Origin of the sequence: Streptomyces sp. M2CJ-2, assembly GCF_016757295.1 — a bacterium.
In the GTDB taxonomy this organism is placed as follows: Bacteria; Actinomycetota; Actinomycetes; order Streptomycetales; family Streptomycetaceae; genus Streptomyces.
Genome location: NZ_JAESIF010000002.1, coordinates 107,794 through 121,000, shown reverse-complemented (window position 1 = coordinate 121,000; position 13,207 = coordinate 107,794). Strand labels below are relative to the sequence as shown.

General features: G+C 70.1%; 9 protein-coding genes. 4 read left to right on the top strand and 5 right to left on the bottom strand.

The genetic code is table 11. The features are described from left to right. Window positions 1-227: 227 nt before the first annotated feature. The 4 genes from JL475_RS02975 (at window position 228) to JL475_RS02960 (ending at window position 6,203) form a co-directional block, all read left to right on the top strand. Window positions 228-1,841: a protein kinase gene (locus JL475_RS02975; RefSeq protein ID WP_202274886.1), complete on the top strand. Its 1,614-nt coding sequence runs from the start codon at window positions 228-230 to the stop codon at window positions 1,839-1,841. Between the two features lie 675 nt (window positions 1,842-2,516). Continuing rightward, a complete protein-coding gene (gene pdhA / locus JL475_RS02970; RefSeq protein WP_202274882.1) occupies window positions 2,517-3,797 on the top strand; it encodes a pyruvate dehydrogenase (acetyl-transferring) E1 component subunit alpha in 1,281 nt (426 codons plus the stop codon). 1 nt (window position 3,798) lies between these two features. Beyond that, on the top strand, window positions 3,799-4,791 hold the full coding sequence (locus JL475_RS02965; protein ID WP_202274881.1) for an alpha-ketoacid dehydrogenase subunit beta: 993 nt from the start codon (window positions 3,799-3,801) through the stop codon (window positions 4,789-4,791). 11 nt (window positions 4,792-4,802) lie between these two features. Beyond that, the gene (locus JL475_RS02960) at window positions 4,803-6,203 is read left to right on the top strand and encodes a dihydrolipoamide acetyltransferase family protein (RefSeq protein ID WP_202274880.1); all 1,401 of its coding nucleotides are present in this window, start codon (window positions 4,803-4,805) and stop codon (window positions 6,201-6,203) included. A gap of 79 nt (window positions 6,204-6,282) precedes the next feature. On the opposite strand, the gene JL475_RS02955 is transcribed toward JL475_RS02960, so the two are convergent. The 5 genes from JL475_RS02955 to JL475_RS02935 all read right to left on the bottom strand — a co-directional run bounded on the left by JL475_RS02955 (window position 6,283) and on the right by JL475_RS02935 (window position 13,053). Continuing rightward, window positions 6,283-7,302 carry a Bro-N domain-containing protein gene (locus tag JL475_RS02955; protein ID WP_202274878.1) on the bottom strand — a complete coding sequence of 340 codons (1,020 nt, stop codon included), beginning with the start codon at window positions 7,300-7,302 and terminating at the stop codon, window positions 6,283-6,285. Between the two features lie 192 nt (window positions 7,303-7,494). After that, window positions 7,495-10,119, bottom strand: a complete 2,625-nt coding sequence (locus JL475_RS02950) for an aconitate hydratase AcnA (RefSeq protein ID WP_307824960.1) — start codon at window positions 10,117-10,119, stop codon at window positions 7,495-7,497. Further along, entirely contained in the window at window positions 10,116-11,081 is a 966-nt protein-coding gene (locus JL475_RS02945) for a citryl-CoA lyase (protein ID WP_237406056.1), read from the bottom strand. The genes JL475_RS02950 and JL475_RS02945 overlap by 4 nt, the downstream gene beginning before the upstream one ends. Then, window positions 11,078-12,283: a CaiB/BaiF CoA-transferase family protein gene (locus JL475_RS02940; protein ID WP_202274876.1), complete on the bottom strand. Its 1,206-nt coding sequence runs from the start codon at window positions 12,281-12,283 to the stop codon at window positions 11,078-11,080. The genes JL475_RS02945 and JL475_RS02940 overlap by 4 nt, the downstream gene beginning before the upstream one ends. Beyond that, complete coding sequence (locus JL475_RS02935; RefSeq protein ID WP_202274874.1) at window positions 12,280-13,053, bottom strand: IclR family transcriptional regulator; 774 nt, start codon at window positions 13,051-13,053, stop codon at window positions 12,280-12,282. The genes JL475_RS02940 and JL475_RS02935 overlap by 4 nt, the downstream gene beginning before the upstream one ends. Window positions 13,054-13,207 lie beyond the last annotated feature (154 nt).

Below are 13,207 nucleotides of genomic sequence, written 5' to 3'. Positions count from 1 at the left end.
ACGGAAAAGAAGCGTCGCGGAAGCGTTACCGGGGAGGTGTGGCCGAAGCACCACCTGGTACCCAGAATTTGCATGACGATACGGAGAACGGGTTTCATGGCCGGTCCGTCTCGTGCTGGTCCTGGCAACCCGTCTCGGACCGGAGGCCCCCGCAGAGGCTGTAGCGTGGCCGACGGAGACCGTGACAACACCGCGCGCACCGCGGGCAGAAACGACGGCGAGGACCGATGGCACAGCAGCAGCGCGCTCAGGGCCCGTCCGACCCCGAGGCGACTGGCGGCGGAATGTCGGACGCGCCGGACAACTGGGGTAACGGCGGGCTCATCGGCGATGGCCGTTACCGGCTGACGCACCGACTAGGCCGGGGTGGCATGGCCGAGGTGTTCGCCGCCGAGGACGTGCGCCTCGGACGTACGGTCGCGGTCAAACTGATGCGTGCCGATCTCGCCGAGGACCCGATCGCCAAAGCGCGTTTCACGCGCGAGGCGCAGTCGGTGGCCGGTCTCAACCACCATGCGATCGTCGCCGTGTACGACTCCGGTGAGGACACGGTGGGCGGCCAGGCCGTGCCGTACATCGTCATGGAGATCGTCGAGGGCCGCACGATCCGCGATCTCCTGCTCAACGCCGAGGCGCCCGGCCCCGAACAGGCGCTGATCATCGTCTCCGGTGTGCTGGAGGCGCTGGCCTACTCGCACCAGCACGGCATCGTGCACCGCGACATCAAGCCCGCCAACGTCATCATCACCAACAACGGCGCCGTGAAGGTGATGGACTTCGGCATCGCCCGCGCGATGCACGGCGCGTCCACGACGATGACGCAGACCGGCATGGTCATGGGCACCCCGCAGTACCTCTCGCCGGAGCAGGCGCTCGGCAAGGCCGTCGACCACCGGTCCGACCTGTACGCGACCGGCTGCATGCTGTACGAACTCCTGGCGCTGCGGCCCCCGTTCACCGGTGAGACGCCGCTGTCCGTGGTCTACCAGCATGTCCAGGACATCCCCACGCCCCCGTCGGAGGTCTCGGACGCCAGCCCGCCGGAGCTCGACGGGCTTGTCATGCGCTCACTCGCCAAGGAGCCGGACGACCGTTTCCAGACGGCCGAGGAGATGCGCGGGCTGGTCCAGTACGGGCTGCAGATGCTCTACGACCAGGGCGGCCACACCGGCACCTGGAACACCGGCGTGGTGGACATGCACGACGGCCGGCACACCCCGTCGGCAGGTTTCGCCGGTACGACGGCGATGCCGCACCCGGACGCCACCGGCACCGCGGCCATCCCGCAGCCGATCCTGCCCAACCGGTACGGCGGTGGGGACGACGGCGGCTTCGAGGGCGGCGGCAACCGGGGCAGCGGCCGCGGCAAGCTGTGGATCCTCGCGGTGCTCGCGGTGATCGCCATCACGGCGGGTGTCGCACTGGCGCTGAACAACGATGGCGCGGACAAGGAATCCGACCTGCCGACCAAGTCCCCGAGCTCCTCGCAGTCCGGCGAGGAGAAGGAGAAGAAGCCCAGCGAGTCGCCGAGCGACGACGCCACCGAGGAGCCGCAGGCGCCGGGCAACACGGACACCGGCACCGGCAACGGCTACGGCAACGGGTCCGGCGGCAACAACAACTGGCCCCCGTCGTACAACCCGACACCGTCGCAGGATCAGTCGCAGCCTGAGACCCCGACGGACGACCCGACGGACGCCCCGACCACGCCGACGGAGACGGAGACGAACGAGGAACCGCCGCCACCGCCGGAGACCGACCCGGGGGCGGGCGGCGTCGACGGAGGTGCCGACGGTGGCGCCGACGGCGGCACGGACGCGGGCGTCACCACCGGCGGCTGACCGAGGGCGGGCCTCGTGCCCGCCCCGCCCCGTGAGTGCCTCCGGTGGCCGTTGAGGCGGCCCCACCCCACGCGGCGCACCGCAGTGGGTCCGCGCCCCGCCCCGACCGAGCAGGCTGAACGGGTGGACGCCACCGCGCACACCCCGCGTGCCCCGCGCGGCGGACGCCGCTCGGCGTGCCGCTGCGCCCAGTGGGGGGCGCGTGAAGCGCGGGGCGGTCCACGTAAGCGCGACACCCCGCCGGACGGCCGACCCTCACACACCCCTGTGAGCTGGGGATCGTCTCGCTTGGTGCCTATTAGTCGCATTACATGCTCATTCTGGAGCGGGGTGCGACACTCAACCCTTCCCGAGCCCGGGGTCCCCGGGATAACGTGCCGTTGCTCCGGCCTCCTGCAAGGCTGTGACCAGCGCGCCTTCCCGGTCTTTCCGATTTACTTGGAAATCCAAGCAAAATCCCAGGTCAGGAAGGGTTTCACAGAAATGTGGCGCACTGGGTAACGTGCTTGTTGCAGGTCGCTCGCCGGGGCACCTGTCACGCCTGTTCCCGGCCGAGCGGCACCCACCCCGTGCCCGTGGTCGAGAAGAGGTGAGCCTCCCCCAGGCCTTGACGAGCTGGAGGAGGACCCCAGACCTACCGGCAACCCCGGGGGTCGGACCGACGGAGGAGCACACGTGACCGTGGAGAGCACTGCCGCGCACGCATCGCGACGCAGCGCCGGAAGCAACGCCGGCGCCACCGGCACCAAACGCACCACCAGCACCACTGGCAGGAAGACCGCCGCGGCAAAGAAGGCCACCACGGCCAAGAAGCCCGCCACGGCCAAGAAGGCCACCGCCGCGAAGAAGGCCGGCGGCGCGGTGAAGAGCGCCGAGCCCCACCTCGTGCAACTGCTGACGCCCGAGGGCGAGCGCGTCGAGAACGCCGAGTTCGACCAGTACGTCGAGGGCATCACCGCCGAGGACCTCCGCGGCCTGTACCGCGACATGGTGCTCACCCGCCGCTTCGACGCCGAGGCGACCTCGCTGCAGCGCCAGGGCGAGCTGGGCCTGTGGGCCTCGCTGCTGGGCCAGGAGGCGGCGCAGATCGGCTCCGGCCGGGCGCTGCGCGACGACGACTACGTCTTCCCCACCTACCGCGAGCACGGCGTCGCCTGGTGCCGAGGGGTGGACCCGACCAACCTGCTCGGCATGTTCCGCGGCGTCAACAACGGTGGCTGGGACCCGAACGGCAACAACTTCCACCTGTACACGATCGTCATCGGCTCCCAGGCGCTGCACGCCACGGGCTACGCGATGGGCGTCGCCAAGGACGGAGCGGACAGCGCGGTGATCGCCTACTTCGGCGACGGCGCCTCCAGCCAGGGCGACGTGGCCGAGGCGTTCACCTTCTCCGCGGTCTACAACGCCCCGGTGGTGTTCTTCTGCCAGAACAACCAGTGGGCGATCTCCGAGCCGACCGAGAAGCAGTCCCGCGTCCCGCTGTACCAGCGCGCGCAGGGCTTCGGCTTCCCGGGCGTGCGGGTGGACGGCAACGACGTGCTGGCGAGCCTCGCCGTCACCCGGTGGGCCCTGGAGCGGGCCCGCAGCGGTGAGGGGCCGACGCTGATCGAGGCGTTCACCTACCGCATGGGCGCCCACACCACCTCCGACGACCCCACCCGCTACCGTCACGACGACGAGCGGGCCGCCTGGGAGGCCAAGGACCCGATCCTGCGCCTCCGCCGCTACCTGGAGTCCGCACCCCACGCGGACGAGGGATTCTTCGCGGAACTGGAGAGCGAGAGCGAGACGTTGGGCAAACGAGTGCGCGAAGTGGTCCGCGCCATGCCGGACCCGGACCACTTCGCCATCTTCGAGAACGCGTATGCGGACGGACACGCCCTCGTCGACGAGGAGCGGGCACAGTTCGCCGCCTACCAGGCGTCGTTCGACGACACGGACGGGGGTAAGTGACATGGCGGAGACCGTGACGTCCAAGAACATGGCCCTGGCCAAGGCGATCAACGAGTCGTTGCGCCGTGCCCTGGACACCGACCCCAAGGTCCTCGTCATGGGCGAGGACGTCGGCAAGCTCGGCGGCGTGTTCCGGGTGACGGACGGGTTGCAGAAGGACTTCGGCGAGAGCCGCGTCATCGACACCCCGCTCGCCGAGTCGGGCATCGTCGGCACGGCGATCGGCCTCGCCCTGCGCGGCTACCGCCCGGTGGTCGAGATCCAGTTCGACGGTTTCGTCTTCCCGGCGTACGACCAGATCGTCACGCAGCTGGCGAAGATGCACGCCCGTTCGCTGGGCAAGGTGAAGCTCCCGGTCGTCGTGCGCATCCCCTACGGCGGCGGCATCGGCGCGGTCGAGCACCACTCCGAGTCCCCGGAGGCGCTGTTCGCCCATGTGGCGGGCCTGAAGGTGGTCTCCCCGTCCGACGCCTCGGACGCGTACTGGATGATGCAGCAGGCCATCCAGAGCGACGACCCGGTGATCTTCTTCGAGCCCAAGCGGCGCTACTGGGACAAGGCCGAGGTCAACACCGAGGCGATCCCCGGACCGCTGCACACCGCGCGCGTGGTCCGTGAGGGCACCGACCTGACGCTGGCGGCCTACGGGCCGATGGTGAAGCTCTGCCGGGAGGTCGCGGACGCCGCCGCCGAGGAGGGCCGCTCCCTGGAGGTGCTGGACCTGCGCTCGGTCTCCCCGCTCGACTTCGACTCGATCCAGGCGTCGGTGGAGAAGACCCGCCGTCTGGTCGTCGTCCACGAGGCACCGGTGTTCTTCGGTTCGGGCGCGGAGATCGCCGCGCGGATCACGGAGCGCTGCTTCTACCACCTGGAGGCCCCGGTCCTGCGGGTGGGCGGCTACCACGCCCCGTACCCGCCGGCCCGCCTGGAGGAGTCCTACCTCCCGGACCTGGACCGGGTGCTGGACGCCGTCGACCGCTCGCTGGCGTACTGAGGGAGAGGGTCGTGACGACGATGACGAACGCGTCCGTACGCGAGTTCAAGATGCCGGACGTGGGCGAAGGACTGACCGAGGCCGAGATCCTCAAGTGGTACGTCCAGCCCGGTGACACGGTCACCGACGGCCAGGTGGTGTGCGAGGTCGAGACGGCGAAGGCCGCCGTCGAACTCCCCATCCCCTACACCGGCGTGGTCCGCGAGCTGCACTTCCCCGAGGGCACCACGGTGGACGTGGGCACGTCCATCATCGCGGTGGACGTCCAGGGCGGTGCGGCACCGGCGGCGGAGGAGGCACCCGCCCCGGTCGCCGAGCCGGTGCCGGAGGAGCCGAAGGCCGAGGGTTCGGGCGGCCGGCAGCCGGTCCTGGTCGGCTACGGCGTGGCGACGTCCTCGACGCGCCGCCGCCTGCGCAAGGCGGCCCCGGACGCCGCTGCCCAGCAGGCGGTGGCGTCCGTCCAGGTGGAACTGAACGGCTACGGCGCCCCCACCGCCCCTCGGGAACGCCCGCTGGCCAAGCCGCCGGTACGCAAGCTGGCGAAGGACCTCGGCGTCGACCTGGCGACGGTCACCCCGACCGGTCCGGACGGCATCATCACCCGCGAGGACGTCCACGCGGCGGTGGCCGCGACCCCGGCATCCGCAGTGCCGACACCCGAGGTCCCGGCTGCCGTCCAGGCCGCCCCGGCCCCGGTGTCGTACGACACGGCGCGCGAGACCCGCATCCCGGTCAAGGGCGTCCGCAAGGCGACGGCGGCGGCGATGGTCGGCTCGGCGTTCACGGCGCCGCATGTCACGGAGTTCGTGACGGTCGACGTGACGCGCACGATGAAGCTGGTCGAGGAGCTCAAGCAGGACAAGGAGTTCACCGGCCTGCGGGTGAGCCCCCTGCTGCTGATCGCCAAGGCCCTGCTGGTCGCGATCAGGCGCAACCCCGAGGTCAACGCCTCGTGGGACGAGGCGGCCCAGGAGATCGTGGTCAAGCACTACGTCAACCTGGGCATCGCGGCGGCCACTCCGCGCGGCCTGATCGTCCCGAACATCAAGGACGCCCACGCCAAGACGCTGCCCCAGCTCGCCGAGTCCCTGGGCGAGCTGGTGTCCACGGCACGGGAGGGCAGGACCTCCCCGTCCGCGATGCAGAACGGCACCGTGACGATCACCAACGTCGGCGTCTTCGGCGTCGACACGGGCACGCCGATCCTCAACCCCGGCGAGTCCGCGATCCTCGCCGTCGGGGCGATCAAGCTCCAGCCGTGGGTCCACAAGGGCAAGGTAAAGCCCCGTCAGGTCACCACCCTGGCCCTGAGCTTCGACCACCGCCTGATCGACGGCGAACTCGGCTCCAAGTTCCTGGCCGACGTGGCCGCGATCCTGGAACAGCCGAAACGGTTGATCAGCTGGGCGTGACGCCCACGAACCACTAGGTTCATCACAGGAGGGGCGCCGCAACTTCGGATTGCGACGCCCCTCCTGCCGTACCGGTCTCTCAGACCTGATGGAGCACGTACACCGGAGCCCCGTCCTCGGTCCCGCCCCGCGAGTGGATGCAGGCGTGCTTGCGCAGCAGCCGGAGGAATTCATTGACGCGGTGCACGGAAAGTCCCGTACGGGCGGCGATCGACTCCAGCGGCTCGCGCAGTTCACCCTTCTCGACGAGTACCGGGGCGATGACCACGGCCACCGTCCACACGTCCTCCGTCACGGACAGCCGCTGCCGCCAGTCGGCCAGGACCGTTTCGGTGGTGGGCAGCGCGGTGAGGTGGACCTCGGGCGGCCGGCGGTCGAGAACGAGGGTGTCGAACCGGTCCGCGATCCGTTCCATCGCCCGGACCATGGCCTGCTGCACGGCCAGGGTCGACTGCTGCACGGCGAGAGTCGCCTGTTGTACGGCGAGCGTGCCCTGCTGTGCGGCCAGCATCTCCCTCTGCAGGGCCAGCGTCTCCTTGTGCAAAGCGATCGATTCGCGCTGCCCGTCGGCCAGCTCCTCATCCAGCTGAAGGTTGTGCGCTTCCAGCCGGACGATGGCCTCGGCGACCTGTTCCGGCATGGCGTAGGCGATGGGGGCACCCGGCTCGGGTGACTGCACCTCGGCCTCGTCGAGAGAGTAGGACCCCTCGCGCTGCACGGTCTCGATGACTTCGGCGACCCACTGCTTGAAGGGCGCGCAGGCCGGTTTGGTGCAGGCGTTGACGAGCAGGATCAGACCTTGGAGATCGATGAGTTGCAGGTCTCGTCGCCAGCTCCTACCTGCGGGAATGCTGAGACAGTGACTTCCAGTCACTGTCTCGAGATTGTCTCGATGCTCCTCCGGGACATGGTCGAGGAGCGCCTTTCGGGGCGTGGTGTAGCCCAACTGCTTGCAGACATCCACCGCCGGAAACCAGTGCGTCCCGTCCGGCATGGTCAGCCTCCGCACCCGGGCGCCGGTAGCCGCGTACACGAAGTCGCTGACGTCGATCGCCTCATGCCGCTCGGCATGCTTCGGTCGTTTGCTGGGTTCGTTCATCTGAACCACCTCCGCTGCGGAACGTAGAGCGGGGCGGAGTGAATATGCCAGCCACTTCGAGGATGTTCACGACTGCGAGCGAAGATGATCGAAACCGCTGTTCCGGCCGACAGGAGTGTGCATGGCGGACGGCAAGGTGAGGCAGGGGAAAGGGGCCCACCGGAAGGGGTGGGCCCCTTGTGCGTGGGCCGTTTACGCGGAGACGTCCCTGCTGTGCGACTGCGTGGACAGCAGGTGTCCGAACAGTCCGCCGGCGCGGAGCCAGTCCAGTTCCAAAGGGGTGTCGATGCGACAGGTGACGGCGCCGTGCCACAGCACGTGGTTGCCGCGACGGACCCGGACGGTGGCGTTCGTCGAGGAGGCGAGGTCGTCGATGCCGAGGAGGTCGATCTCCTCGGTGCCGTCGAACAGGTCGGGGGACGGGCCGTCCCATTGGACCGGCAGGACGCCGAGGGCGACCAGGTTGGTGCGGTGGATGCGTTCGAAGCTCCGTGCCAGCACCGCGCGCACGCCGAGGAGCCGAGTGACCTTGGCCGCCCAGTCGCGTGCGGAGCCCGCTCCGTACAGGTCGCCCGCCACGACGACGAGCGGGGTGCCCCGACGGCGGTGGTACTCGGCTGCGACGTGGATCGGTACCGGCGGCTCGTCGGGTGCGGTACGGGTCCAGCCGCCTTCCCGGTCGGGGGCCAGGTGGTTGGCCAGGCGCGGATTCGCGAAGCCGCCCCTGATCATGACGTCGTGGTTGAGGCGGCGGGAGCTGAAGGTGCCCAGGGCCCGCTCGTCGACTTCTCGCTCGATCAGCCATCGGCCCGCGGCGGAGTCGGGCAGAATCCGCGCGACCGGCGAGATGTGGTCGGTGGTCACCGCGTCGCCGAGCACCAGCAACGGACGGGCGCCGAGCAACTCCCCGTCGACCGCCGGCCTGGTCAGGTCCGCGTCGGTGAACGGGGGCCGTCGGATGCTGCCGGCTTCGCCGTCCCAGGGGTAGGTGTCGTCCCGTGGATGGTCGAGCGCCAGCCATCGCTCGGTGGTCAGGGGCCGGAGGGCTCCACGACCCAGCGAAGCGGCCTCATGGGCGGACAGCAGCTCGTCGATCTCATCCTCGTCCGGCCAGAGGTCGGCGAGCACGATCGGTGAGCCGTCGGCGGCATGACCGAGGGGGTCGACTTCCAGGTTCGTCCGTACATTGCCCGCCAGCGCGTAGGCCACGACCATGGCAGGCGAGGCGAGGTAGGCGTGCGCGACCTCGGGGTGGATGCGGCCGGTGAAGTTGCGGTTTCCGGAGAGGACCGCGGCCAGGGCGGTGTCCTCGGCCCGCGCCGTCGCGTCGAGTGCCGGACTCAGGGGCCCGGAGTTGCCCATGCAGGTGCCGCACCCGAATCCCGCGACGTGGAAGCCGAGTTCGTCGAGGTACTTCTGCAGACCGGCCGAAGCCAGGAGGTCCGCCGCCGACCTGGAGCCCGGCGTCAGTGAGGTCTTCGTCCATGCCGGCGGTCGGAGACCCGCCTCGACCGCGTTGCGCGCCAGGAGGCCCGCGGCGAGCAGGGAGCGCGGGTTCGAGGTGTTGGTGCAGCTCGTGATCGCCGCGATGGCCACGTCGCCGTCCTGAGGTCCGGCGGCGCCACGGGATGCGGGGACCTCGGCCAGGCTGAGTGCTTCGTGTGGCCGCGCGGGACCTGCGAGGGTGGTCGAGATCGAGTCCAGTGCGACGGTCACCTCGGTGTCGTAGCGCGGGACCGGGGCGGTCGGACCGTGCAGCAGGCCCTGTGCCTTCAAGTACTGCTCGGTCAGGTGGACCTGTTCGGGCGAACGACCGGTGGTCGCCAGGTACGCGATGGTGCGGCGGTCGGCCGGGAACCACGCCATGGTCGCGCCGTACTCCGGAGCCATGTTGGCGACCGTCGCGCGGTCGGGCACCGACAAGGAGGACAGGCCCGGGCCGTGGAACTCCACGATGGACCCCACGACGTTCAGCTCACGCAGCCGTTCGGCCAAGGTCAGGGCCAGGTCGGAGGCGAAGACCCCCGGGGCGAGTCTGCCGGTGAGCTCCACACCGACGACGCGCGGCACGCGGATCATGATGGCCTGACCGAGCGCGGCGGCGGTGGCCTCGATGCCTCCCACCCCCCACCCGGTGACGCCCAGCGCGTTGATCATCGTGGTGTGCGAGTCGGTTCCGACCAGTGCGTCGAGCGCGGCGATCCGCGTGCCGCCGGATTCCTCGGTGGTCACCACCGGGGCGAGGACCTCGAGGTTCAGCTGGTGGCAGATGCCCACGCCGGGAGGCACGACCCGAAGTCCGGGAAGCCGCTCCTGGGCCCACCGCAGGAACCGGTAGCGATCGTGGTGCCGCGCGTACTCCAGGTCGATGTTCCGTGGCGCCGCGGCCCCGCTCGCGTACTCGTCCACCTCCAGGGCGTGGTCGACGACCAGGTCGAGCGGCAGCACCGGTTCGAGCGCCGAGCCGTCCAGGCCGTCGGCGGCGGCCCGCTCGAGCAGGGTGATCAGGTCGGCCAGGACCGGAATGCCGGACGCGTCCTGCAGGAGGACACGGCCGGGGAAGAACGGAACCGCCGCGGACGCGTCACGTCGAGTGATCGCACGTACATGCTCGGGGAGCACCTGCGGATGCCCCTGGTGGCGCAGGACGCCCTCCACCAACGTCCTCAGCGACCAGGGCAGGTCACCGAGGGGTCCGGCGCCGTTGGCCTCGGCGTCGGCCAGACTGTAGTACCGCAGGGGAACCCCGGGTGCGCCCTCGACCGGCAGTTCCCTGAGGCACCCGAACGCGTCCGGCGCGGTGGACGGCGTGCTCACGGCGTGTCCGTGGTCTCGGCGGTCCCGGCGGCCCACGCCCGTTCCGCGTGGCCGGTGTACGTCGGGAGGAGTGGCGGAGGCATCGGGCCCTTGATGCGGCGGCCGCTCTGGGACTCCTCCCAGCTGTGGGCCAGCACGCCGACGGACCTCGACAGGATGAAGAGTCCCCGGGCGAGTTCGGCGGTGAAGCCGAGTTCGGCGTAGATCACGGCGGTGGCGCCGTCGATGTTCATCGGGACGGGGCGCTCCCGGCCGACCGACAGCTGGGCTTCCAACTCCTGGGCCGCGGCGAGGTGACGACCGGCGACGACCCCGGCGTCGACGGCTTCCTGGACGAACTCGAGGAGCGGGTCCCGGCGCGGGTCGCGGGGGTGGAACCGGTGGCCGAACCCGGGGATGTAGGCCCGGCGTTCGCGGTGGGCGGCGACCTCGGCGGCAACGGCCTTCTGAAGGGAGACCACGGCGGGGGAGGCACCGCCGTCGGCGCCCTCGCCGCCTCCACTGGCGGCGACCAGGCGCTGCAGCAGTTCGACACATTGCTGCCCGGCGCCCCCGTGGACGTCCCCGAGCAGTCCGACACCGGTGGACATCGCGCCGTGCAACCCCACACCGCACGTGGCGGCCATACGGGCCGCCGCGATGGAGGGCGCCTGGGGTCCGTGGTCCACCGCGGCCACGAGTGCCTTCTCCAGAAGGGCCGCCTGGGCGGGGGACGGCATCGAGCCGCGGACCATGGTCCAGATGGTCTCCACGAAGCTGGCCCGGCGGATGAGGTCCTGGACCGGGTATCCGCGGAACCGGATGACGCCGGGCTCGATGTCCGACACCTCGGTGGTCCACCAGTCGGCCACCTTGCGGGAGGTCACGGCGTCGAGTGCCGCGGCGCGGGCCGGCGAGGTCCGGTCCACGGGCTCGTTGCGGCCCGCGCCTGCGCTGTCGGTGGTGTCCGGTCGGGTTCTCATACGGCTCCCTCCTTGCGGAAGTCCTCTATCTGTTCGGTGGTGAACCCGATCTCGAGCAGGATCTCCTCGGTGTGCTCGCCGAGTGCGGGTGGTGGTGATGAGGGCCTCACCGCTTGACCGTCGACATGGGTGGGCAGTCCCAGGACCTGGACGGTTCCGGCCGGTGCGACGGGCATCGGCACCTCGGAGACCAGTTCCCGGTGCTCGACCTGTGCCGAGGTGAGCGTTTCGGGGACCGACATCACCGGAGCGGCCGGAACACCCGTGTCGAGCAGGACCTCGTCCCATTCGACGGCGGTCTTCTCCTTGAGCGAGATCTCGAGCTCGTCGCGCAGGAGTTCACGGTTGCGCTTGCGGTCCTCGCGGGTGACGAAGCGGGGATCGGCGATGAGTTCCTCGCGGTGGAGGACCTTGCACAGCGTCTCGAACTGTTCCTGCTTGTTGGCCGCGATGTTGAGCATGCCGCCAGCGGTGGCGAAACTGCCCGACGGCGCCGAGGTCATGTTCTCGTTGCCCATGGGTACGGGCTCCTGGCCGGTCACCAGGTGGTTGGAGACGACCCAGCCCATGGAGGTGATGGCCGCGTCCAGCATGGAGGTGTCGAGACAGGCGCCCTGCCCCGTCTGCCGCTGCCTGACGACAGCGGCGCACACGGCCATGGCGGCGGCGAGGCCACCGAAGCTGTCGCACACCGGGTAGCCGACGCGCAAGGGCGCGGACCGGGTGTCACCGGTCACGCTCATGATGCCGGAGAGGCCCTGGATCACCTGGTCGTACGCCGGGCGACCGCGCATCGGCCCGGTGGCGCCGAAGCCGGAGACGGCGCAGTAGACCAGGCGGGGGTTCAGTTCCCGCAGTCGCTCCCAGCCGAAGCCGAGGCGCTCGAGGACCCCTGGGCGGAAGTTCTCCAGGAGCACGTCGGCATCGGCCAGCAGCTGCTCGAACACCTTCTTGCCGCCGTCGGTCTTGAGGTTGACCGTCACGGACCGTTTCTGGGAGTTCTGAGCGAGGAAGGACACGCCCATCCGCGCGGCGCTCAGTTCGGGGTCGGCGCCGAGCTGGCGGGCCAGGTCACCGCTCCCGGGTGTCTCCACCTTGATCACGTCGGCGCCGAGCAGGGCGAGTTGATAACCGGCGAACGGTCCGGCGAGCACGTTGGTCATGTCCAGGACTCGAACGCCCTCGAGCAGGTCTGCGGTCACAGGAAGGCCTCCACGGTGCCGAGCCCGACGGCGCTGATCTGCCGGGCTGCTTTGGTTGCGGCGTCGACGTACTGGGTGACTCGGTCAGCGGTGAACCGCGAGGTGGGGCCGCTCATGGAGAGCGCGGCGAGAAGACGACCGTCGGCGGCCGTGATCGGAGCCGCCACCGCGGAGGCGCCCAGTTCGCGATCGCCGTGCGTGATGGCGAAGCCGGCCTCGCGGGTGCTCGCGGCCCCGGTGCGCAGGTCCCTCGCGTCGACGCGTGCGTCCTGTTCGGACAGGGCGTCCAGCACGGTGTCCGGGCAGCCACCGAGAAGCACTCTGGCCGCTGCACCCCCGGTCATGGGGTACGGCTCACCGACCCGCACCACGCTCCGTACGGTCGTGGTGCCCTCGACCTGGGCCACGCAGATGCGGTGCAGGTCCTGGCGGATGTAGATGTTCACCGTCTCGCCGCACTCGTCGCGCAGGGCCGTCATCACCTGCCGGGCCTCGGCGCCCACCTCCCACATCGCCTCGGCCAGCTTGACCCACCGCAGGAACGCGGGGCCGACGCTGTAGGTCGATTCGCCGGGGCTGGTGATGATCCCCGGAGCGCTGAGCGTGCTGAGCAGACGGACGACCGTCGACTTGGGCAGCCCGGTGAACTCGACGAGTTCACGCAGTGAGCGGACCCTGTGCTCGCCGTCGAACGCTCTCAGAAGGTCGAAGGCGCGCGTCACGCTGCGTACGCCGCCGTCGGCTGCGGCGGCCGCTGAGGGCAATGTCATGCCGCCAGCATAGGTCCACCAGATGGTTCATGTAAACCATCTGGTGGATTGAATATCCATTGACGTGGCGAGTTCCTCGTGATTCCATCCGTGACACGCGCCACAGAACCGTCAGGTGATTGAAACGAACCATCCCGTGGTCAGCGCGGACTGG